The sequence below is a fragment of the Algoriphagus pacificus genome (assembly GCF_017254845.1).
In the GTDB taxonomy this organism is placed as follows: domain Bacteria; phylum Bacteroidota; class Bacteroidia; order Cytophagales; family Cyclobacteriaceae; genus Algoriphagus; species Algoriphagus pacificus.
In genome coordinates this window covers 1,002,747-1,025,078 of the sequence record NZ_JAFKCU010000002.1, presented here as the reverse complement: position 1 = coordinate 1,025,078, position 22,332 = coordinate 1,002,747, and the positions used below count along the sequence as shown (strand labels likewise).

Sequence of the window (22,332 nt, the reverse complement as noted above, 5' to 3'; positions counted from 1 at the left end):
ATAATTGAATTAGTTAGAAGGTATTTCGATTGCTTAAGGAAAATCAGTTTAAACCGGATTTGAAGTTTTTGCAACTTCAGAACCTCCTAACAAGAAACGAATTGGCAATCTCATTCTGGTGTTGATTGCTCTTCCTCTTTGCTCTCCTGGAGTCCAATTAGGCGCATTTCGGACTACTCTCATCGCTTCTTCGTCAGCACCTGCCCCAATACCTCTTAAAACATCCACATCAGAAATTGAACCGTCGGAGTTAACTACAAACACCACAATCACGGTTCCTTCTACCCCCATTTCCCTTGCTTGGCTTGGATAAGTCAAGTTTTGAGACAAATATTCATTCCATCCTACCATTCCTCCTGGAGGGTTTGGAGGAGTTTCTACTACATCAAAAATCTCATTTCCATCTTTTCCTGTTTTTAATCGCGCATTCAAAGCTGCCGGACTCATTGTTTTAGCCTGTTCACCCATTTGGGTTGGACCTTCCATTTCTTCATCTACTTTGGCAATGTCACAGGAAAAGGCAAAAAACATCAGTCCCATGACTGGAATAGCCATCAAAAAGCGAACGAGTTGGCTTTGGTCGGATTTGGTTTTGTTCATCATGATAATTCTTTTTTTGGTTTGAAATTGGTTGAAGTTGTTCATAAACTGCCATCCCCTACCTGCAGTCAAAAGTCTCAACAGCAGACGGGAATATTCAGATTGGGAATAAGAACTGGTTACGCCTTGATCGGCTTGGAACTCATGCACTTCCCGGATAGCATTTTCAAAAAGATAAATGAGTGGATTGAACCAGAAGACCACTTTGGCCATCTGAACAAAAAGTAAATCATAGCTATGTTTTTTGCTCACATGCACAGATTCATGAAGAATAATCCGCTGCTGGTCTTCATCTTCTTGGTGAAATTTTGGAAGCAAAATGTATTGAAAAAAAGATGCTGGAGTAAACTCTGGATGAACTGCGATATATTGATTCTTATAATACAGAAGTTCTGATTTACCCAATAAAATGAATGACTGGACAAAGCCGTAGATCAACCTAGTTGCTGTCCAAATCAATCCTATCAAATAAATAGAAAAAAGAATCTGGAAAACGGTAAAAGAATTGGGTTCTTGATCTACTGGTTTTCCCACCAAAAATTCAGGAAGCAAAACTTCTTGCATTACTGCAGGCCCCGTAGTCACCTGAAAAGAAAGCAAAGGAATAATCACAGAATATCCCAACATGGACAGCAAGATTGCCCTGTTCCATCCAAAAAATGTCAAGTCACTTAAAACGACTTTGTAAAACAGTAGAGAGATGGCTAAGCAAATGCTGGCCTCTAGAAGATAGGTTAATAGCTCGTTCATTTCTTTTCAGGGTTATCGTAATCATCAATCAGTTTCTGTAAATCCTGAATTTCATCATCAGAAATATTTTTCTCCTTGACCATAAAAGACAAGAAATTACTCACAGAGCCTTCAAAGAAATTTTTTACAATTCGATTGATGCTTTTCTTACTGTACTCCGCCTGTGATATTACAGGGTAAAAGAGATGTGTAGTACCGTAAGTCTTATGACTTAAATAGCCCTTTTTTTCCAAGAGTCTAATGGAAGAAGCCAACGTAGTATAGGGTGGCTTCGGCTCAGGCAATTCTTCTAGGACATCCCGCACCAAGGCATTTTCAAGCCTCCAGAAGATGCCCATAATCAGTTCTTCGTTGTGGTTCAATTCATTCATAACCCCAATGTAAAATGAATTATTTAAAAACCCTACGAAATTTTCATATATCTACGATTTTATTATTGATAAGAGTGATATTTTTCTGCTTTTGAGAGATTTAGGAATCATTATCAGATAATTACAACTGAAAAAATAGATTGGAATCTGTCTTTAAATACAAATGAAGCCGATTAAAATATTTCAAACCTAAATATTTGCATTTCATTTTTCGAAAAAAGATATTATTTCCACTTTTTTCTCTTAAATTATCTGATAGTAAGAAACTTAACATTTCTAGGATTAAAAAAGGTTTATCCACCTAGCCAAACATCAGATACCGATATTCTTCTTTTTCAATACTACCAAACAAAAAGAGTCCGGACTGGGGTGAGTATAAAAGTTTTAGTAGCAGTTCTTTCAACTCTTAGACGGGTATGAATACCTGATTTAAAATTTCCAGGATTTAACCCTCTTGTGATTCAACAATTTTTGCAAGAACAGAAATGATAAAATTTTAGAACCCAAAATACGCTGAAGATCAGCTAAGAGTACATAAAATAATGGATTCAGAAAAAAGCCAATTGCTCCAAAAAACTCATGAGACTATTCTGGTGACTTTCACCCAAGAATTCCCTTTTGATCAAATGGATGAGCTTATCATAGAGGAAGTCACGGGATTTGGAACTACCAAAGACGAAAAGATAATTGGACTTAAACATTTTAAAGAAGTGTTAGGCATCCAATATCAGCAATCTAAGGTATTGGGTATTTCAGTCAGCTATAATGACAATGCTAAAATCCAATGGATAAGCGATGATGAAAATTCAGCCTTATTAATCAGTGATTTTGTTCTTGATATTGAAACACCACAAGGTTCAAATTCTGTGGATTTTAGACTCAGTACATTATTTGAATGGAAGAAAAACAAGTGGAAGCTCGTCCATTGGCATGGAAGCACACCTGTCAATGTTGAAAATGATGCTTGGCACCTCACTGAATGGAAAAGGAAAAATGAAGAGTTACAAAAGCAAGTTGATGCGCAAACCAAGGATTTAAAACAGAAAAACGAGCAACTTTTAAAGGCCAAAGAACAAATTGAAGAAACCTTAAAAGAATTAAAAGAAGCTCAAGCCCAATTGATCCAATCCGAAAAAATGGCTTCGCTGGGAGAATTGACGGCTGGAATTGCGCATGAAATTCAAAACCCATTAAATTTTGTCAACAACTTCTCGGAAGTTAGCAATGAACTTTTGGATGAAATGGTGGAAGAAATAGAAAATGGAGATTATGAAGAGGTCAAAGCTATTTGTGAAGATTTAAAGGAAAATCTCTCAAAAATCAATCACCATGGTAAAAGAGCTGATTCGATTGTCAAAGGAATGCTGCAGCATTCTAGAACGAGCTCTGGCCAAAAAGAACCGACTGATCTCAATAATCTGATTGATGAATACTTGCGCCTCTCCTATCATGGACTAAGAGCAAAAGACAAATCATTTAATTCTGATTTCAAAACTGATTTTGATCCAAGCTTACCCAATATAGAAGTAGTGCCACAAGACATTGGTCGGGTGATTTTAAACATGTTTAATAATTCGTTTTTCTCCGTCAATGAGAAAAAATCTCAAAATCCAGAGACTTTCCAACCTGTAGTAGAAGTCAGCACCAAAAAGCTAGCAGATGGAATTGAAATATGTATCAGTGACAATGGAAACGGCATCCCCGAGGCTGTTAGAGATAAGATTTTCCAGCCATTTTTTACAACCAAAGAAACTGGTCAGGGTACAGGATTAGGCCTCAGCCTTAGTTATGATATTATCAAAGCTCATGGAGGAAGTATCAAAGTAGATAGTGAAGTTGGCAAAGGAACTTCTATTACTATTAAACTATAACAAAAAGTCAAATGGAGTTTAGAAAAAAAATATTAACGAGTTGGGCTACGGTCATCTTAATGATGGCGATGATGGCTGCTTGTCATACAAAAACCGAAACTCCATTCCCCAAAAATCCTTCTGGCTATACTACTCCGCAAGCGCAGGATTTTGCTTTCCCTGAATTTAAGCCTATCCAATGGAAAAAACTTGGGCAAGACAGCGTCCCAACCATTACTAAAATCAAGTTCAATCTTGAAAACTACCCTTCCAAACACTTTAGCACCTTTGCTTTCAAGCCTTTAGAGGCTCCAATTACCAATACACCTATTAATTGGGATGATCCAGAAGAAATTCAGATTGATCTGGATACTATCAAAAAAATTGATGTACCCTATCTGAAATTTATTCTCCATCAACCTGAAATTACACTCCTCGGTCCATTAACGAAAAGTCCTGGGACTACTTCAGGAATTATTAGAATAGGTCAAAGCGAAGGCCTCATTGGAAATGCGATTTACTCCATTTTTGATGATGAAAAAGGCTCCATTTGGCTTTCTAGCGAAAAGGGTGTTCACAGATTTACAGGAGATCAATTCCAGAATTACAGTTTCATTTTAAGAAATGCGGATGGGAACATAGATCCGATCGTGGATATCAGTGAAACCAGTTCTGGCAAACTTATGATGGTGGCCAATAGCAGTGGAGTTTATTTTTTGGACCCAATTCTTAAACTGGTAGAAGTCTATAAAATAGGCAGTGATTATACCCGGGGAATCGAAGATGAAAACGGGAATTTTTGGTTTGCTAATACCAGTCAGGGCATCGTCCAATTAGATCCTGAGGAAAGATCCATGAAATACATGAATACTCTGAACAAGAAATTAGGGTTTTTCTCAGCAGGGATTTTCATGGATTCTCAGAAAAATATCTGGATGGGATACAATGGCAATTTGGGTATACTTAATCCCCAAAGGAATGTAATCCGCATTTTGGGAGAAGATGAAGGCATGACATTGAAGTCCATTATTTATGATTTTTTTGAAGACCCTGACGGAACAATTTGGCTCTCTAGCTTTGCCGAAAAAGATGCATTTGGAATCTCACTTTCCGAAAAAGCACAATATAAACTGGGTGCAGATCAGGGATTTCATAATGGAGCAAAAGCATTCAATCTCGATTCAAAAAACAGGATTTGGGTCATAGATAACGACACCATCACCATTTTTGACAAGAAAAAGCAGCTTTTGAAAAAAATCCCTTCTGGTGCAGAATTTAGAACGACAGGCCTACCAAGCGGAAGTCTGACTGATTCCAAAGGTAATATTTGGGTTGGAACAGCATCTAGAGGCGTTCTCCTGATTAATCCAACTGGTATGCTAAGTCAGCACTTTGATAAATCAACCGGACTTGCCAGTAATGACACTTGGGGAATTGGGGAGGATAAAGAAGGCAGAATCTGGATGGCTCAATACGAGGGGATCAATGTGTATGATCCTAAAACTGAAAAACTCTATTTGGTAAAATTCCCTGAAAATCTAAATCCGAATAACCAACGATCAATCAGCGTTTTATCAGAAAACAGATTACTTGTTGGTAGCGTGGGTGGGTTTGTAATTATAGATTTGGATAAGGGCGAAGCAGAGATCTTTCAGTTTGACAGGAAAGTTTCCAGAATATTTTGGAAAGCCCATCAGACTGCAGATGGAACAATTTGGCTCGGTTCACTAGATGGATTCTTCAAATACACTCCTTCTGACAATTCATTTTACTTTATCAATGAATTCTCAGGATTGGCCTCCAATCGAGTTTGGTTGGTAGAGGAAGATAAAAAAGGAAATATCTGGCTGGGCAATGATCTTGGAATCAATGTGCTAAATAAGGAAAAAGACAAAATTGTCTATCTAGGAAAATTTAATGGACTCCCAAGTGATTATGTTTCCATGATTGACCAATCTAAGGATGGTGAAATTATTATCGGAGGTGATCGTGGCTTTTCCATCTTGAATTTGGATTCCATGTCAATTACAAATGTGCTTTCTGAGCATGGGATGAACCCTCCTATTATGTATGACATCCTAACGGTTGAAGACGATATTTTCATCGGCACTGACAATGGAATCGTGGAGGTGAATAGACCTACTAGTAGAAATCCGAATCAGCCTTGGAGGTTTTCTAGATTCAGCAAACCGGAAGGTTTCCCTTTCAATGATTACAACCAAGCTACAGCTATCATAACTTCCAAAGGAATTATGTGGTGGTCGGCAGCCCCTATTCTTTCGGTGATAAATCAAAAAGCTGAATTGGATACACTGACTCCGCAGATTTCCTTGACCAAGGTGAATGTGATGGATCAAAATCCACAATTCGCAAATGCGGACTTCATCAAAAACAAATTGACCGAGTCTGATACTATTTGGAATAGTGAGCAAACTGCTTTTTATACAAAATCTAACTTTCCGGCTGATTCCAGTGAGGTAGAATACAATAAAATCAAATGGGACAGTCTGGATATGATTAGCCTTATTCCGATAGGCATGACAGTTCCTTACGATCTAAATTCCTTCAGTTTCACCTTTATCAATCCATCCATTCAAGGAAGAGACAAGATCGTATACCGATATATTTTAGAGGGGGCTGATGAAAAATGGACAGATCCTTCTCCAAAGAACAGTTCTAAAAACTATTACAATCTCGTTCCTGGCAATTATGAGTTTAAGGTTGCTACGAGTGGATTTAATGGAAAATGGAGTGAACCAGCAACATTCAAGTTCACAATTCTCCCTCCTTGGTGGCAAACTTGGTGGGCTTACCTTCTTTTTGCTTCGCTTTTTGCAGCGCTAGTTTATATTATAGTATATGTTAGATCTCAGTGGCTTCAGAAAGAAAATCGAATTCTAGAAGAAAAAGTAAATCATCGAACTCTTCAACTCAAAGAAAAAATCGATGAGTTAAAGAATACGCAAACTCAATTGATTCAATCTGAAAAGATGGCATCCTTGGGTGAGTTGACAGCAGGAATAGCGCATGAAATCCAGAACCCATTGAATTTTGTAAATAATTTTTCTGAAGTCAACGCTGAACTTTTGGAGGAACTTCGAGAAGAACTGGCTAATGGAAACCTGGATGAAGTTATTGCTCTGACTAAGGACATTTCTGACAATGAAGAAAAAATCAGCTTCCATGGAAAAAGAGCCGATGCCATCGTCAAGGGAATGCTACAACACAGCAGGTCCAGTAATGGGCAAAAAGATCCTACAGATATCAATGCACTTGCTGATGAATACCTGAGGCTTTCTTATCATGGACTGAGAGCTAAAGACAAATCCTTCAATGCAAGTATGGAAACTGACTTTGACGCTGGAATGCCCAAAATCAACGTTGTAGCTCAAGATGTGGGAAGGGTTATTCTGAACCTGATCACAAATGCATTCCACGCAGTCTCAGAAAAAAAGCAAAAATTAAATGGAAGTGAATTTAATCCAACAGTAAAAGTAACAACTAAAAATCTGGATGATCACATCGAAATCCTAATCCAAGACAATGGAAACGGAATTCCCGATTCAGTAAAGCAAAAGATCTTCCAGCCATTTTTCACCACCAAACCTACCGGACAAGGTACAGGTCTAGGACTATCTCTTAGCTATGATATTATTAGATATCATGGAGGAGAAATCCTGGTAGATTCAGAACCGGGCAATGGTGCTCAATTCAAACTAATAATTCCAAAAAATTAACATATGAAAATCCTAGTTGTAGATGACGAACAAGATGTGAAGACTCTTTTTGAACAGCGGTTCAGGAAGGAAATACGATCCAAAGTAGTGGATTTCGTATTTGCCTTTTCAGGAAAAGAGGCCTTGCAATACATCGATAAGCTAGACCATGAGGCAATTTTGATCCTTTCGGATATTAATATGCCAGGCATGAGTGGTTTAGAGCTTTTAAAGGAAATCAAACAAAAAGAATTGGTTCCTAAACCAATTGTGATGATGATCTCAGCCTATGGAGACGAGCAAAATTACAATACTGCTAAAAGCTTGGGGGCAGATGAGTTTTTGACCAAGCCTGTAGATTTTAAGCTTCTAAAAGAAAAACTTCAACTCAATTAAAATTAATTGAGTTGAAGCCTGTTCATTTTTTTACAAGTTTTTGGACTTGCTCAAAAGCAAAAAACAATTCGGATGCTATCTCCTGAGATCGCTCGGAATACATCTTACTTTCTAATGGAGTCTCATCAAACTTTTTGGGATCTTCAAACCTTAATGGAATTCTTGCCTCACAGCCAGGAATGAAAGGGCAAGTTTCATCCGCATGGTCACAAGTCATGATTGCTGCGAAAGATGATTTAGGGTTTGATTCATCATCAAATACCTTAGAAAATGCAACAATAGGTTTTTCCTTTTTGGCAAAGCTTAATTCATAAATTGGATTATTATCCCCAGTGGATTTGATTTCAAAACCAGCTCTTTGCAATGCCTCAACAGCACGAGCATTGAACTCAGTTACTTCTACTCCACCTGAATAACTTTCCACAGGCAAATTGAAATAATAAGCTGCAACTTGAGCCCAAATCTGGGAAAACTGACTTCTCCGGCTGTTGTGGGTGCAAATAAAATTCAGCTTGGCTATTTTCTCTTTGCTGATTTGGGTAACCATATACTCAATTATTGGCTCCAACAAAGACTTCCTTTCTGCTGATATTGCTCTTTTTCTAAAGCTCTTGAAAGTGTGATCAATTTCTGGAAATAAATGCATACCCAAATTTAACAACATCCTCCTCCTGGGGCACATGAAGTACCTTCTTTAATTTTAAGACCAGCCAAAGTTACTTTTTGCTTTGCACTTGGAGCTCCACAACTTTCTTTTGCTAGACAAGCAGTCATTTTTGGAGTCAGTTGAAATTCATTTTGGCCAAATTCCAATCCATATTTTCCTATCGTATCGGATTGATATTCCACCTCAACTTCTAAATCTTCTAATTCCAAAACTCGCTCGGACAATTCGATGATATGAAGCAGTTTATTCGCTCCTAGTCGATGGTCAAAATCTCCATCTTCCCAAAGCTGAAAATTTATCACCTTTTCATCTCTTAATTTCCCACCACAGTCTATGAATTTTTTATTGATTTGACCGATTTCAGTAACATGAAAATGGGCTGGAACTGATTCTCCATTGGGTAGTATAAATACCAATTCTCCCAAACTTGGCAATTTTGATTTGATTTCTGATAGTTTCATATTGATTGTAATATTACGATAAATAAATTCAAATTTTTTTAGCAGCAGTTTCCTCCCCCAGAGCAGGATTGGTTGGTATAGGTATCGAAAAGCTGGTTAAGTAATTTCTGAGTTTCTCCCCAATTGCCCGGATGGATGCAATAACTAATAGATGCCCCCTCGATGGTTCCTTGAATAAGCCCTATTTCCTTCAATTCTTTTAAATGTTGAGAAATAGTAGCTTGAGCTAATCCTAGCTCCTGAACCAAAGTGCCATTTACACAGCTATTTGTTTTCAGCAAATACTGAATGATCGCTATTCTCGCAGGATGTGCCAATGCTTTGGCTAGTCTAGCCAGCTCATTTTGATCAGCTGTAAATAAATCTGTTTTGGTAACCCCCATAATTATATCGCAATATTACGATTAATATTTTAAAAAGTTATCAATTATCTTCATTTCTGATAAAAACTGTTTCAGTTAGGATCGGAGTAACCATGAAATAGCCAAGGACATCACCTTCTCCCTCTCGGACAATGATATTGGTATCTGGGTTTTGAGGAGGAGGACTAAACAAACCCCCATCATTAAAAAGTACCCCGACTAGCTCAGTGAAATAATCATAGATATCCTTATTCATACGATACAGTTCCAAACGTACCTTGTCTTTATTTTGAAAAGCATAGTTCAGCTCCAGACCTTCCTCAAAGAATTTCAGACCAAACGTATCATCAAACAACAAATAATCTTCTCTATCATTTCTTAATGTATCATTCTCTATAATTCTGATTCTGTAATAGTTATCCTCCTCAAAAGGTATCTTCCCATACACTTTTATATAGTATCCCTCATCTCTAAAAAGCCGCTCTTCTTGGTAAGAATAAGTTAAACTATCTACGGTTGGTGGGGCAAGCATTACCCCTCGAGAAGTATAATAGTTTCCTTCCCAAAAAACCTGAAGCACATAAGTTTCGCCAACAATTGCCGTATTGCTTTCCCGAACTGGCTTATAACTCTGTGTGTCATCATTGAAATAAAAAGGGATATTGATTGTAGTTCCTTCTATCAAGATACTCACGAGCGCATTGTCAACAACAGTTACATCAGAAGGGTCAAAATAATTCTGCGCCAAAGTCACTCTTACTTCATTATAAAAGGGGACATCTGACCAAGTTGCCTCAATTACTGGTACCACACCATCAATAGTAGCTAAAGGCAATGAAACTTCTTCCTGACAGGAAAAGAAGCACAAACAGAGTACTAGCAGCCAAACTTTTTTCATCTTAGAATTGAAAATTATAGGTAATAGATGGCAAAAATGTAAACAAGTAGGTCATGACCACACTTTGCTCTCTTGAGACAACAGGCCCATCGACATCCGGATCATAATTGATTTTACCATTCAGTACTTCTCTAAATTCATAAGCAAAAGGATTCTTTCTTCCATAAAGGTTATAAATACTGAAGTTCCAACTTCCTCTCCATTTTCTTCCTTTATCTGGGTTTTTCCAGGTCACCGAGGCATCCATCCGGTGGTAATCCGGAAAACGATCTTTATTTCTAAACTCCGAATACAGCGGCAAGACTTGATTATCTACCTCATAGGTACCGATCGGGAAGGACACTGCTTGCCCAGTTGTATAGACAAATGTCAGTCCGGCAGACCATGCATTTGAAAATTCATGGTTCAAAACCAATGAAACATCATGAGGTCTGTCATATCGGGGATTGTATTTTTGGCCCAAACTGATTCCTGGGATCGTTCTCCAGGTTCTGGAATAGGTATAAGAAAGCCATCCGGTGGTTTTCCCTACATTTTTTCGAAGTAAAAATTCCAGTCCATACGAATAGCCATCTCCTGATAGAATTTCAGTTTCCACCTGATCTGTGAAAAGAACAGACGCTCCGTTTTTCAAATCAATCACATTCCTAATATCCTTTGCATACCCTTCTACTGAAAACTCCCATCTGTTTTCATTGAAGTTTCTAAATAGTCCGAGAGAAACCTGATCAGATCGCAAAGGAGACACATATTCTCCAGCTAGAATCCACCTATCGATTGGTAATCCTGCAGAGCTATTGGAAGCAATCTGCACATATTGAAAATTCCTATTGTAAGCTGCCTTGAGGGAAAATTCATCGTTGATCAAGTATCTTAATGCCACCCGAGGCTCCAAGCCTTGATAAAAGTTCATAGACTCAAAAGCTCCATAACTCAATGTATCCACAATAGGTACTTCATCACTTGGAATATCACCTTCATAGAAATAATCCACACCTCTACCCACTTGATTGTAAAATCCCCAACGAAGCCCAATTTCAGTACTCAATCGTGGATTAACTTCAAGAGTCATCCCTGCAAAAGCACTATTGAGGACTCCATTTTTCGGATTGGTCTGAATTGATTCGATCGCACTACCTGCTGCTGGGTCAAGTTGGATTGGGGCAAAATGATAATATTGGGTTTGGAAACCCCAATATGATTGGATTTTGTCTGATGTAAACCAAGTCCATTGACCTTTGGCTCCTGATTCAGAAAGTCTATTTTCCCATTTGAAACCTGCGTTAGGATCCTCGAATTCAACTTTATAATTATACCTCGAATTATAAAGTTCAAGGTCAAAAAATGAATTATCTGAGATCGTATGTGCCCAATAAAGAGAACTTACCCAGTTTCTCCAGCCTAGTCCAAATTGTTCATCCAAACCCAGAAAATCACTTCCTTCATAGCTGCTGATCGAAACTTTGTCCTTCTCTCCTATTCGGAAAGCAAACTTGGCACTCAAGTCATGAAAGTTCAATTTATTGTTTCTGACATCCTCATTGTTTGACAGCTTCAAAAACAGGTCTGCATAGGTTCTCCTCGCCGAAATAGCGAAAGTGGATTTATCGGAAAACAAAGGACCATTTAACATCAATCTGGAAGAAATACTTCCAATTCCACCTTCTCCATGAATTTGCTCGTTATTTCCTTCTTTCAAAGTCACATCAATCAAGGCTGACAATCTTCCACCATAGCTTGCTGGCATATTTCCTTTATACAAATCAACCTTGTCTAATGCATCTGGACTGAAAACCGAAAAGAATCCAAAAAAATGCGATGGATTGAATATGGGTGCTCCATCAACTTGCACAAGATTTTGATCTGCAGATCCTCCCCTTACAAATAAACCAGTGGTTCCTTCTCCGGCAGTTTGGACTCCTGGTAAAAGCTGAAGGCTTCTCAGCAAATCAACTTCCCCAAACAAGGCAGGAATGTTTTTTAATGTCTGCATGGGAATCGTTGCCTTTCCCGTTTCTAGATTCCGGATTTGTTCATCTGGTCTTCTTTCTTGAATGATGATTTCATCCAGCGACATTTCTAATGGTTTCAAAAAGAACCTGATTTCTTTTTCGGCCTCACTTTTTGAAATATTCCGAATTGATTTTTCAAAACCCACATAGGAAACCACCAGTCTGGCTGGCAACTCTTTTGATTGTATTTGAAAGCGACCATTCAAGTCGGTAACGACTCCAGAATTCAAGTCATCTTCCCAATAGACATTGGCACCAATCAAGGGCTCTGAATTGGAAACGTCCAAGACCACTCCTCTTAAAAGAGCTGGTTCCTGAGCAAAAATTGGGTTTGAAATCCCGAATAGAATCCAAACAAATAAAATATTTACTGGTCTAAAAAAATGACGCATTTATGATAAACTGGTGATTTAACTTCAATGTTAGACGGTTTAGGAAAATTAATGTTTGTTAATTCTTCAGAATCCAAACACTGCTTTGACCCACTCGTCTTAATCCTGCTTTTAAAGTAAGGTTTATTTTATAATTTCAGGTTATGATTTGGGCATATCCCGACGTAAAACTCACGCTACTCCTAGCAGGCATTTTTGGCTTGCTCTATATAATTTATCTCTACAGGTATTGGTCCATTAATAGGCGCCTTGAAGTAGAGAAAAGAAGACTATTTACCAAAATGGTCCTCCGAATTACCTATTTTCTGCTTTTTCTAGTTGCTTTCGCAGGTCCATCTATTGGCACCTCTACCAAAGAAATTAAAGAAGAAGGGAAAGATATCTTCATCGCTGTGGATCTTTCCCAGTCTATGAACGCAACTGACATAGGGCCTAGCCGACTTCAACGTGTTAAGTTTGAGTTAAAAGAATTCACCAAAAGTTTTCCTTCCGATAGAATTGGATTAATCATTTTCAGTTCGGAAGCTTTTTTACAATGTCCGCTGACTTTCGACCAAAGCGTTTTACAACTCTACATTGACGGATTAAATACTGGTTTGGTGCCAAATTCAGGAACTGACCTCAATGCACCTTTAAGAATCGCTTTGGATCGTTTTGAACAAGATGAATCCCAAGAAATCAAATCCAAGTCTGTGATTTTGATTTCAGATGGAGAAAATTTCGGAGATGAACTGGAAGGAATTGGTTCTGAATTAAGTGATCTCGGAGTGAAAGTCTTTTCATTAGGTATAGGTACAGAAACTGGAAGTACGATCCCTAGAGGAAATGGAGTTGTCATTGATCCTCAAACAGGCCAACCTGCTAAATCGATCCTGGAGCGGACGCCATTACAGCAAATCGCTGCCGAAACAGATGGTCAATACTTTGAGATATCGGATGAAGTTCAAGAAGTTGGAGATTTGATCAATAGATTAGAAAGGCTAGAAGGCGGAGTCACTGGTTCCAGAGTAGTAGAAGCTTCCGCCAACAAGTATTTTTATTTTCTCCTTGTTGCTTTAGCCTTATCTTTATTGGATATGATTTTACCAATCAAAACCATTAAGTTATAATATGAGTTGGAGCAAAGTATTAGTAGCAACACTTGTATTGATCCCAAGTTCCTGGACAAGAGTATCCAGGCTCAACAGTGCAATAGAAGAAGCAGAAGACAGTTATGCTCAAGCTAATTATGAATTGGCTGTGGAGAAACACTTGGCACTGATCGAAAATTTTCAATATGCTTCCCCCGAGTTTGATTTCGATTTAGGCCTGAGTTATCATCATGCCGAAAAACCAGATGAGGCTACTGCATCTTATGATAAAGCATCCCTTGCACCTAATAAAAGGCTTTCCTCTTTTGCATATAATCAATCAGGAGTACTGCTGGGAAATAAACAAGAGTACGAAGCGGCTTTAAGTAAATTCCAATCAGCCTTGATCAAAGACCCAACAAATGAGGTCGCGAGATACAATTATGAAATGTTGGCTCGTTGGTTGCAAAGAGATAAGGAACGCAAAGAGCAGGATCAAAATAAACCTGAACCATCTGAATTTGCGAAGCGCAAAAAGGCTGAAGCAGATCGACTGGTAGAACAGTTTAGATTTAAAGATGCTTTAAACCTCATGAACGAAGCTTTGCAACAAGATGAAACTGTTGCGGCCTATCAGGAGTTTATAAGTAGTCTAACAGAAGTAACAGAAATCGATGAAAAATAAAATTCTCATACTTCTTGGTCTCATGACAGGACTGGCTTTCACGCAAGTGCAAGCACAAACAGCCGGTGATTATTTCAATCGGGCAGCCAGATCCTATGTCAAAACTGAAAAAGATTTAGCATTGAATACAGTCAACGAAGGCTTAGGAAAATATCCTAGCGATGCTAAACTTCAAGCTTTGAAAGAAAAGCTGGAAAAAGAACAGGAAGAAGACCAAGAAAAACAACAGCAAAATCAAGATCCACAGCAAAATCAGGATCAGCAACAAAAAGACGAAAACCAAAAAGGCGAAGGAGAGCAGTCTGAGCAAGATCAGCAACAGAAGGACCAAGGCGAAAAAACCGAGGAGGATAAAGCTAAAGAAGGTCAGGAAGGAAATCCTTCGGAACAGACCCAAGATGAAGTTGGCGAAAATGCCAATGATCAAATGGACGCCAACTTAGCTGATCGTCAAAAAGCAATGGAGGAGTTTAAAGAGAAGCTTAAAGCAATGAATTTGACTCCAGAGCAGGCAGCTCAAATCCTGGAAAGTATGAATGCAGCAGAACTACGCTACATTCAGCAGAATAAAAAGAAACCCACTCAAAGACCAAAAAGAGGGATTCCTGACTGGTAAGAGTGAGAGTTGAATTGTCTGCAGGTAGCGAATGAAAAAAATGCTACATATAACTCCTCACATGAATTAAACCCAAATAAACATGATCAAAGAAGTATATATCGTTTCAGCTGTAAGAACTCCCCTAGGAAGTTTCGGAGGAAAATTAGCTGGATTGACAGCAGTAGAATTAGGAAGTACAGCCATCAAAGGAGCCTTAACCAAAAGTGGCGTTAAAGCCGAAGAGGTACAGGAAGTTTTCATGGGAAATGTAATTTCTGCAAATCTTGGCCAAGCTCCAGCGCGACAAGCAGCAATTGGAGCAGGAATTGGTTATCAAGTGCCTTGTACTACAGTAAATAAAGTATGTGCATCTGGAATGAAAGCCGTTATGTTCGGAGCACAATCCATTATGCTAGGCATCAATGATGTAGTAGTGGCAGGTGGAATGGAAAGCATGTCAAACGTGCCTTTCTATGTTCCAAAAGCTAGATTTGGCTATAAATATGGTAATGCTGAATTCGTGGATGGCCTGGTGAAAGATGGACTTTTTGAGGTTTACTATAAATTCCCAATGGGTAATTGTGCTGATAACACCGCCAAGGAAATGAACATCAGCCGAGAAGCTCAAGATGCCTACGCGATCCAATCATATCAAAGATCAGCAGACGCCTGGGCCAAAGGATATTTCAAAGATGAGGTGGTCCCTGTCGAAATGAAGGGAAGAAAAGGAGAAACTATCCTAATCGATGAAGATGAGGAGTATAAGAATGTCATGTTCGACAAAATTCCATCACTTCGACCAGTTTTTGACAAGGAAGGAACTGTAACCGCTGCCAATGCTTCTACCATGAATGATGGTGCTTCTGCCTTAGTTCTAGTAAGTAAGGAAAAAGCAGAAGAGTTAGGTTTGAAACCACTCGCGAAAATCAGAGGCTTTGCAGATGCTGCAACTGATCCACTTTGGTTCACAACAGCTCCTGCTCTAGCCATCCCAAAAGCTATCAAACATGCTGGTTTGAGCACAGAAGACATTGATTTCTATGAGATCAACGAGGCGTTTTCAGCAGTAGCTCTAGCCAATCAAAAAGAATTGAATCTAGACAATGATAAAATCAATGTATTTGGAGGAGCCGTATCCTTGGGGCATCCGCTAGGTGCTTCCGGAGCTAGGATTATTAGCACGCTTAATTCAGTCCTTCACCAAAAAGATGCACAGATCGGCGTCGCTGGAATCTGTAACGGTGGTGGCGGTGCATCCGCGATTGTCATCGAAAAACTTTAATCTCAAATCCTTATATTCCGCAAGACATTTTGTCTTGCGGTTTCTTTTTATCCAAAAATGAAAGTTTATTTTCTCCTGATAGTTTCCCTTCTTTCGTTTGGCTCTGTCCAAGGCCAAGACACTGTTCGGACCTATTATGGTGGAGAGTTTCCCGTTTTGAAAGAAGTTTTCGTGAAAGTAAATGGACTTGCTCAAGGGCAAGTTCGTCGATTTGACGAGGATGGAAATCTAATCCAGATTGGAAATTTGAAAGACGATAAAAGAGATGGCTTTTTTTATGATTTAAACCCTTTTACCGGAGATACTACGCGCATCACCCAGTTTGTCGATAATGATAGAACCGGTCCGAGTAAAAGCTTTTACCCGAATGGTCAAGTTCGCCAGGAACTGACCTATGAATCCAATCAAATCCAGGGATTGGTTTTGACCTATTGGGAGAATGGTCAACTTCAAGACAGAACAGTTTTTAAGAACAATAAACCTCATGGTTTAAGTGAAAAATATTTTGAAGACGGAATTTTAGCTTCAAAAATCAACTACACAGAAGGAACCTTAGATGGCTCATATGAAGAGTTTTACGAAGATGGATCTCCCCATATTATCGCTAATTATGTGGAGGGAGATTTAGAAGGTAGAGAAACTGTTTATTTTCCAAATGGAGAAATCGAGGCTATTCGGGAATTCAAGAAAGGTGAATTGCATGGTCTTTATGAAAGAAACTATCCAAGCGGCCAACCATTGTTGAGAAGTACCTATAAAAAAGATTTGGTAGAGGGTGAGCTAAAAGAATTCTACGAAACAGGAGAATTGAAGGAAAAAGGTGAGTTCAAAAAAGGTGTCGCAGTTATTCCTTACGAAGAATATTACAAATCTGGAAAATTGAAGGTCCAGAGAACTTTTGATGACCAGGGAAATGCAGTGGATGAAACTACCTACTTCGAAAATGGCCAAGTGAATTTTGTGCTCCATTATGTAAATGGTAGGCTGGAAGGAGAAACCAAAATTTTTCGGGAAGATGGCTCTATTGAAGAAATTCGACGCTACAATAAAGGCGAGTTATCTGGCAAACATGAGTTTTATGATGAGCAAGGAAATCTGATCCGAGTCGAAACCATTGAAAAAAGATTTCAAAAATTATAAATATTAGAAATGTGGAGGGCAGAAAGGCAAAGCTTTTTCTATTTTTGCCAAAACTGAATTAGTATGAGCAACGCGATAAAAGAAACTCAATTCCAATTCCCCGGTCAAGTCGGGTTTTACAAAGGAAAAGTAAGGGATGTATATATTTTCGAGAAAGAACTGGTCGTAGTTGCTTCAGATAGAATTTCCGCATTTGATGTGGTTTTACCCAAGCCTATCCCATACAAAGGACAAGTGTTAAATCAAATTGCAGCAAAATTCCTTTCTGCAACATCTGATATTGTACCAAATTGGGTCACTGCTACTCCTGATCCTAATGTGACCATTGGCAAAAAGTGTGAACCATTTAAGGTTGAAATGGTCATCAGAGGCTATATGGCTGGGCATGCGGCAAGAGAATACAAATTAGGCAAGAGAATGCTTTGCGGAGTTGAAATGCCTGAAAACATGCGTGAAAACGATCCTTTCCCTGAGCCTATCATTACCCCTACTACCAAAGCTTCTGAAGGACATGACGAAGATATTTCTAAAGAGGCAATCCTTTCCCAAGGAATTGTCAGCCCGGAAGATTACGCGGTTTTAGAAAAATATACTCGTACCCTATTCAAAAGAGGTCAGGAAATGGCTTCCGAAATGGGATTGATACTCGTGGATACCAAATATGAATTTGGTAAGTTTGGAGACGAAATTCTCTTGATAGACGAAATCCATACACCTGATTCTTCACGTTATTTCTATGCAGATGGATATGAAGAAAATCAGGACAAGGGGCTTCCTCAAAAACAACTTTCGAAGGAGTTTGTCAGACAATGGCTGATTGCAAATGGTTTCCAGGGAAAAGACGGACAAACTGTTCCTGAAATGACTGACGAAATTGTAGAAAGCATCTCTGATCGCTATATTGAGCTCTTCGAAAAAATTACCGGTGAACAATTTAAGAAAGCAGAAACTTCTCAAATTGCTAATCGAATTGAAAATGCAATACTTGCCCATTTGGGCTAACCTCATATAACTGTTATGAAATACTCAATTGATAAAAAAGAACAATATGTAGTCTTTTCCCCGATGGAGGAAAAATTAGACTCGCTTCTTGCCCCAGCTTTGAAATCTGAAATCCTTACTATCCATGCAGAAGGTTACCCTCACATGGTGTTGGATTTGAGCCAGGTTAAGTACGTAGATTCCAGTGGTCTAAGTGCACTCCTAGTTGGTGATAGAGAATTCAGTAGAAACGGCGGAATCTTTGTGATTTCAGGCGTTCAAGATCATGTAATGAAGCTTTTGAAAATCTCCATGTTGGATAAAAAGCTAAACTTGGTAAGTACATTGGAGGAAGCTGGTGAAGCGATCTTTATGTATGAAATTGAAAGTGGCGAAGAAGAAGAGGAGGAGGATTGATCTCAGACTTTGAAGTCACCATTTTAGGAAATACCTCTTCCATACCAGTTCATGGAAGAAACCATACCTCACAAGTTATCCGTTTTGGCCAGGAGCTTTTGCTCCTGGACTGCGGAGAGGGAACTCAGATTCAGCTGAGAAAATTTAAAATCAAAGCTTCCCGAATCTCCAATATTTTTATAAGCCATCTTCATGGCGATCATTATTTAGGCTTAGTAGGCTTGCTCTCTTCCTATAATCTTGCAAAGAGGAAAAAGCCTCTGACAATTTTTGGCCCGCAAGGATTAGATGAAATCATCACCACAAATTTCCGTTGGAGCAACACAAAACTTTCTTACACTCTCACTTTTGTACAAACAGATCCAAATGGATTTCAAGTCATTTTTGAGGATCCTAAATTCAAAGTTTCAAGTTTTCCTTTAAAGCATCGATTGCCGACCACGGGTTTTTTGATAGAAGAGAAAGCGAGTTTAAGGAATTTGATCAAAGAAAAACTTCAAAAGAACCCTATTTCATTGGAAGCAATTCACTCCATTAGGTCTGGAGTTGATTTTAAGGAAAAAGACGGAAAAATAGTAAGGGTCAGTGAGTATGCTTTCCCTCTTCATCCACTTAGAAAGTATGCCTTTTGTTCTGATACGATCTATGACCCTAGCTTAGCAAAATACCTGGCTGGCGTTGATTTGCTATACCATGAATCTACGTTTATGAATGCAGATGGACCTCGAGCTGCCGAAACTTTCCATAGTACCGCAGCTCAGGCAGCAGAAATAGCTTCCATTTCCGGTGCAAAGCGCTTATTATTAGGACACTTTTCTTCCCGATACAAGGAACTTGATCTAATGCTATCTGAGGCGACAGAGATATTTCCTGCTAGTATCCTCAGCGAAGAAGGTACCACCTATCCTATCGACTAAGATGCTGAACAAAAGCCAAAGCTCTCGTAAAACAAACCTCTTCCTTATTTTAGCTGGGATATTTCTGACCAATGCAATACTGGCAGAAATCATTGGTGTTAAGATTTTTTCTGGTGAAAAAACACTAGGATTTGAACCGGTAAACTGGGTATTCTTTGGAGAATTTGTTCTGGATTTTAATCTGACAGCAGGAGCTATAATCTGGCCTGTTGTGTTCATTACAACAGATATTATCAATGAATATTTTGGAAAAAAAGGCGTCCGTAAAATAAGTTTTCTGACTGCCGGACTCATTGCTTATGTATTTCTGGTCATCAGTGTGGTCACCAATTTGGTGCCTGCAGATTTTTGGCTGGATGTCAATTCCGAAACCCCAACAGGCAATGGCTTTGATATCAATTACGCCTTCAATACAATTTTCCGTCAAGGAGGAGGAATCATCATCGGTTCTTTGACTGCATTCCTTTTAGGGCAATTGATAGATGTATATGTCTTCCAAAAGCTTAGAGCAGTCACGGGAGAAAAAATGATTTGGCTTCGGGCTACCGGATCAACATTTGTTTCCCAGTTCATAGATTCTTTTGTCGTTTTAGGTATCGCTTTTTACCTTTTTGGCAACTGGAGCATCAGCCAAGTTATTGCCGTTGGCATCATGAATTACATCTATAAGTTTACCGTGGCTTTGGTTTTGACCCCACTTTTATATGTTGCGCATGGTATGATTGACAAATATTTGGGCAAAGAATTAGCAGAAGAAATGATTACTGAGGCGTCGAAAGACAAGTCATTTATCTAAAAACCAAATATTTTTCTTCTGAAACCCCATATTTTAGGCAGTAGTTTAAGAAACTTTTGAAAATAAGTTTGATTTCAAAATATTTTATTTTACTTTTGCACCGTCAATAAGACAAATAACAATTTTTCTGAGCCGTGAAATCCTTACTGTCGCTTGTCTGGGATAATCACTAGGAGTACATGGCAAGAAAAGTAAGGACACATCATGGAAAATACACTCAAGTTCTCCGACTTGGGAATTTCTGCGGAAATTCTTAAGTCAGTGGAAGAGATGGGCTATACCCAACCTTCCCAGATTCAATCACAAGCTATTCCTTTCGTATTGCAAGGTAGAGATGTCATCGGACAGGCTCAGACCGGTACTGGAAAGACTGCAGCATTTGCGATTCCAATCATTGATTTGGTCGATCCAGATCTAAATCAACCACAAGCTATCATCCTTTGCCCTACTCGTGAACTAGCAGTTCAAGTAGAAGGTGAAATTCAAAAACTAGCCAAGTTCCACAGAAAAATCAATTCTGTAGCGATCTACGGTGGCGAATCCATAGACAAGCAAATCAGAACCCTTAGAAGAGGTGTTCAGATTGTAGTGGGTACACCAGGTAGAGTTCAAGATCACATCAACAGAGGAACTTTGAAACTAGATGGCGCAGGTATCATCGTATTAGATGAGGCTGATGAAATGCTAGATATGGGCTTCAGAGATGATATCGAAGCAATTTTGCAGGAAATGCCAGAAGAAAGACAGACAGTTTTCTTCTCCGCAACAATGGCAAAACCAATCTTGGATCTTACAAGGAAATATCAGAACAATCCTGAAATCATCAAGGTTGCTAAAAAAGAATTGACTGTTGACAGCATCGAGCAGGTGTTTTATGAAGTTAAGCCTTCCTTGAAACTTGAATTGATGGCTAGACTGATGACAGTTAATAACTATGCTTTGAGCGTGGTATTCTGTAACACCAAAAGGATGACAGATGAAGCCACTGAATCTTTGGGTTCTAAAGGAATCCTAGCAGAGGCTCTTCACGGAGATCTTTCTCAGGCTCAAAGAGATAAAGTAATGAACAAATTCCGTAAGGGACTTTGTACAGTATTGGTTGCTACAGATGTGGCAGCTAGAGGTATTGATGTTGATAATGTAGAAGCAGTATTCAACTACGACCTTCCGCTTGACGATGAATCTTATGTACATAGAATCGGTAGAACCGGACGTGCAGGTAAGTCAGGAATCGCTATCAACTTTGTTACTGGAAGAAGAGATCTTGGTAAAATCCGTGATTTAGAAAGATTTACCAAAGCTACCATCAACAAGATGACTCCTCCATCTGTGTCTGAATTGATTGAGTTGAAGAAAGCTCAATTTGTGAAAGATGTTCATAGAGTTTTAAGCAAAGAGGAAGACAATCAGATTTATGAAGAAACAGTTGGTCAATTATTGACTGAAGGACTTTCTATCGAACAGATTGCACTTGGTTTGATGAAACTTCATATGGGAGATGCTGTCAAAGAAATGAGAGACAAGGATTTCAGCTTGGAATCTTATGGGGACAGAAGAAGAGAAGGTGGACGTGAAGGTGGAAGAGAAAGATTCGGTCGTGGTGAAAGCCGTGGAAGTGACCGATTCGGCCGTGGCGAAAAAGGCGGAAGACGCGAAGGCGGAAGAGATGGAGGACGTGAAAGAGACGGAGGCAGAAGACCAGAAAGAGTTCGTGAAGCCAACATGGCAAGATTGTTTATCAACCTTGGCAAAAGAGATAGAATCCGTCCAAATGATATCGTTGGTGCAATTGCTGGAGAAGCAGGCGTTCCTGGTAGATCTATCGGAGGAATCGATATCTATGACAACTTCTCATTTGTGGATGTTCCTCAGAAAGACGCAGATCACGTGATCAAAGTCATGAAGAACAATACCATCAAAGGGAAAAATGTTAACATGGAAATATCTAAAGGATAAATTGGTTATAAGGTT

Annotated in this window: 19 protein-coding genes and 2 pseudogenes; 13 read left to right on the top strand and 8 right to left on the bottom strand. The window is 38.9% G+C overall.

Going from position 1 to position 22,332, the window contains the following annotated elements:
• Positions 1-48: 48 nt before the first annotated feature.
• From J0A69_RS22730 to J0A69_RS11165, 3 genes and pseudogenes are all read right to left on the bottom strand, one after another.
• Positions 49-399: pseudogene (locus J0A69_RS22730) on the bottom strand (energy transducer TonB); the annotation flags it as partial.
• A 213-nt stretch (positions 400-612) separates the two neighbouring features.
• A pseudogene (locus tag J0A69_RS22725) lies at positions 613-1,164 on the bottom strand (M56 family metallopeptidase); the annotation flags it as partial.
• 182 nt (positions 1,165-1,346) lie between these two features.
• Entirely contained in the window at positions 1,347-1,721 is a 375-nt protein-coding gene (locus J0A69_RS11165) for a BlaI/MecI/CopY family transcriptional regulator (RefSeq protein ID WP_206586630.1), read from the bottom strand.
• 542 nt (positions 1,722-2,263) lie between these two features.
• On the opposite strand from J0A69_RS11165, the gene J0A69_RS11160 reads away from it, so the two are divergent.
• From J0A69_RS11160 to J0A69_RS11150, 3 genes are read left to right on the top strand one after another with little or no spacing between them, the layout of a single operon-like run.
• On the top strand, positions 2,264-3,592 hold the full coding sequence (locus J0A69_RS11160) for an ATP-binding protein (protein WP_236032808.1): 1,329 nt from the start codon (positions 2,264-2,266) through the stop codon (positions 3,590-3,592).
• An 11-nt stretch (positions 3,593-3,603) separates the two neighbouring features.
• Complete coding sequence (locus tag J0A69_RS11155; protein WP_206586629.1) at positions 3,604-7,308, top strand: ATP-binding protein; 3,705 nt, start codon at positions 3,604-3,606, stop codon at positions 7,306-7,308.
• 3 nt (positions 7,309-7,311) lie between these two features.
• Entirely contained in the window at positions 7,312-7,683 is a 372-nt protein-coding gene (locus J0A69_RS11150) for a response regulator (protein WP_206586628.1), read from the top strand.
• Positions 7,684-7,705: 22 nt separating this feature from the next.
• Here J0A69_RS11150 and J0A69_RS11140 read toward each other — a convergent pair whose 3' ends face one another.
• The 5 genes from J0A69_RS11140 to J0A69_RS11120 are packed head-to-tail and all read right to left on the bottom strand — an operon-like array spanning position 7,706 to position 12,475.
• Positions 7,706-8,329, bottom strand: a complete 624-nt coding sequence (locus J0A69_RS11140) for a low molecular weight phosphatase family protein (RefSeq protein WP_206586627.1) — start codon at positions 8,327-8,329, stop codon at positions 7,706-7,708.
• A gap of 8 nt (positions 8,330-8,337) precedes the next feature.
• Positions 8,338-8,811: a DUF6428 family protein gene (locus J0A69_RS11135; protein ID WP_206586626.1), complete on the bottom strand. Its 474-nt coding sequence runs from the start codon at positions 8,809-8,811 to the stop codon at positions 8,338-8,340.
• Between the two features lie 38 nt (positions 8,812-8,849).
• Complete coding sequence (locus J0A69_RS11130) at positions 8,850-9,194, bottom strand: ArsR/SmtB family transcription factor (RefSeq protein ID WP_206586625.1); 345 nt, start codon at positions 9,192-9,194, stop codon at positions 8,850-8,852.
• 40 nt (positions 9,195-9,234) lie between these two features.
• Positions 9,235-10,071, bottom strand: coding sequence for a DUF4249 family protein (locus J0A69_RS11125; RefSeq protein WP_206586624.1), 837 nt, complete (start codon positions 10,069-10,071; stop codon positions 9,235-9,237).
• Between the two features lies 1 nt (position 10,072).
• Positions 10,073-12,475, bottom strand: a complete 2,403-nt coding sequence (locus J0A69_RS11120) for a TonB-dependent receptor (RefSeq protein ID WP_206586623.1) — start codon at positions 12,473-12,475, stop codon at positions 10,073-10,075.
• A 143-nt stretch (positions 12,476-12,618) separates the two neighbouring features.
• Between J0A69_RS11120 and J0A69_RS11115 the strand changes: the two genes are divergently transcribed.
• The 10 genes from J0A69_RS11115 (at position 12,619) to J0A69_RS11070 (ending at position 22,317) form a co-directional block, all read left to right on the top strand.
• Entirely contained in the window at positions 12,619-13,584 is a 966-nt protein-coding gene (locus tag J0A69_RS11115; protein WP_206586622.1) for a VWA domain-containing protein, read from the top strand.
• 1 nt (position 13,585) lies between these two features.
• Positions 13,586-14,230, top strand: a complete 645-nt coding sequence (locus tag J0A69_RS11110; RefSeq protein WP_206586621.1) for a hypothetical protein — start codon at positions 13,586-13,588, stop codon at positions 14,228-14,230.
• Positions 14,220-14,846 (top strand): hypothetical protein, encoded by a 627-nt coding sequence (locus tag J0A69_RS11105; protein WP_206586620.1) that lies wholly within the window; start codon positions 14,220-14,222, stop codon positions 14,844-14,846. The genes J0A69_RS11110 and J0A69_RS11105 overlap by 11 nt, the downstream gene beginning before the upstream one ends.
• A gap of 85 nt (positions 14,847-14,931) precedes the next feature.
• Positions 14,932-16,110: an acetyl-CoA C-acyltransferase gene (locus J0A69_RS11100; protein ID WP_206586941.1), complete on the top strand. Its 1,179-nt coding sequence runs from the start codon at positions 14,932-14,934 to the stop codon at positions 16,108-16,110.
• A gap of 57 nt (positions 16,111-16,167) precedes the next feature.
• Positions 16,168-17,250, top strand: a complete 1,083-nt coding sequence (locus J0A69_RS11095; protein WP_206586619.1) for a toxin-antitoxin system YwqK family antitoxin — start codon at positions 16,168-16,170, stop codon at positions 17,248-17,250.
• A gap of 63 nt (positions 17,251-17,313) precedes the next feature.
• Positions 17,314-18,252: a phosphoribosylaminoimidazolesuccinocarboxamide synthase gene (locus J0A69_RS11090; protein WP_206586618.1), complete on the top strand. Its 939-nt coding sequence runs from the start codon at positions 17,314-17,316 to the stop codon at positions 18,250-18,252.
• Positions 18,253-18,267: 15 nt separating this feature from the next.
• Positions 18,268-18,648: an STAS domain-containing protein gene (locus tag J0A69_RS11085; protein ID WP_206586617.1), complete on the top strand. Its 381-nt coding sequence runs from the start codon at positions 18,268-18,270 to the stop codon at positions 18,646-18,648.
• Complete coding sequence (locus tag J0A69_RS11080; protein ID WP_206586616.1) at positions 18,645-19,565, top strand: ribonuclease Z; 921 nt, start codon at positions 18,645-18,647, stop codon at positions 19,563-19,565. Before J0A69_RS11085 ends, J0A69_RS11080 begins: the two co-directional genes overlap by 4 nt.
• 1 nt (position 19,566) lies before the next feature.
• A complete protein-coding gene (locus tag J0A69_RS11075) occupies positions 19,567-20,361 on the top strand; it encodes a queuosine precursor transporter (RefSeq protein ID WP_206586615.1) in 795 nt (264 codons plus the stop codon).
• Positions 20,362-20,565: 204 nt separating this feature from the next.
• Complete coding sequence (locus J0A69_RS11070; protein WP_206586614.1) at positions 20,566-22,317, top strand: DEAD/DEAH box helicase; 1,752 nt, start codon at positions 20,566-20,568, stop codon at positions 22,315-22,317.
• Positions 22,318-22,332 lie beyond the last annotated feature (15 nt).

Coding starts and splice junctions, on each gene's coding strand:
- J0A69_RS11165 (WP_206586630.1), bottom strand. CDS start 1,721: ATGAATGAATTGAACCACAACGAAGAACTGATTATGGGCATCTTCTGG.
- J0A69_RS11155 (WP_206586629.1), top strand. CDS start 3,604: ATGGAGTTTAGAAAAAAAATATTAACGAGTTGGGCTACGGTCATCTTA.
- J0A69_RS11070 (WP_206586614.1), top strand. CDS start 20,566: ATGGAAAATACACTCAAGTTCTCCGACTTGGGAATTTCTGCGGAAATT.
- J0A69_RS11130 (WP_206586625.1), bottom strand. CDS start 9,194: ATGGGGGTTACCAAAACAGATTTATTTACAGCTGATCAAAATGAGCTG.
- J0A69_RS11115 (WP_206586622.1), top strand. CDS start 12,619: ATGATTTGGGCATATCCCGACGTAAAACTCACGCTACTCCTAGCAGGC.
- J0A69_RS11110 (WP_206586621.1), top strand. CDS start 13,586: ATGAGTTGGAGCAAAGTATTAGTAGCAACACTTGTATTGATCCCAAGT.
- J0A69_RS11160 (WP_236032808.1), top strand. CDS start 2,264: ATGGATTCAGAAAAAAGCCAATTGCTCCAAAAAACTCATGAGACTATT.
- J0A69_RS11120 (WP_206586623.1), bottom strand. CDS start 12,475: ATGCGTCATTTTTTTAGACCAGTAAATATTTTATTTGTTTGGATTCTA.
- J0A69_RS11075 (WP_206586615.1), top strand. CDS start 19,567: ATGCTGAACAAAAGCCAAAGCTCTCGTAAAACAAACCTCTTCCTTATT.
- J0A69_RS11085 (WP_206586617.1), top strand. CDS start 18,268: ATGAAATACTCAATTGATAAAAAAGAACAATATGTAGTCTTTTCCCCG.
- J0A69_RS11140 (WP_206586627.1), bottom strand. CDS start 8,329: ATGCATTTATTTCCAGAAATTGATCACACTTTCAAGAGCTTTAGAAAA.
- J0A69_RS11125 (WP_206586624.1), bottom strand. CDS start 10,071: ATGAAAAAAGTTTGGCTGCTAGTACTCTGTTTGTGCTTCTTTTCCTGT.
- J0A69_RS11150 (WP_206586628.1), top strand. CDS start 7,312: ATGAAAATCCTAGTTGTAGATGACGAACAAGATGTGAAGACTCTTTTT.
- J0A69_RS11135 (WP_206586626.1), bottom strand. CDS start 8,811: ATGAAACTATCAGAAATCAAATCAAAATTGCCAAGTTTGGGAGAATTG.
- J0A69_RS11095 (WP_206586619.1), top strand. CDS start 16,168: ATGAAAGTTTATTTTCTCCTGATAGTTTCCCTTCTTTCGTTTGGCTCT.
- J0A69_RS11090 (WP_206586618.1), top strand. CDS start 17,314: ATGAGCAACGCGATAAAAGAAACTCAATTCCAATTCCCCGGTCAAGTC.
- J0A69_RS11105 (WP_206586620.1), top strand. CDS start 14,220: ATGAAAAATAAAATTCTCATACTTCTTGGTCTCATGACAGGACTGGCT.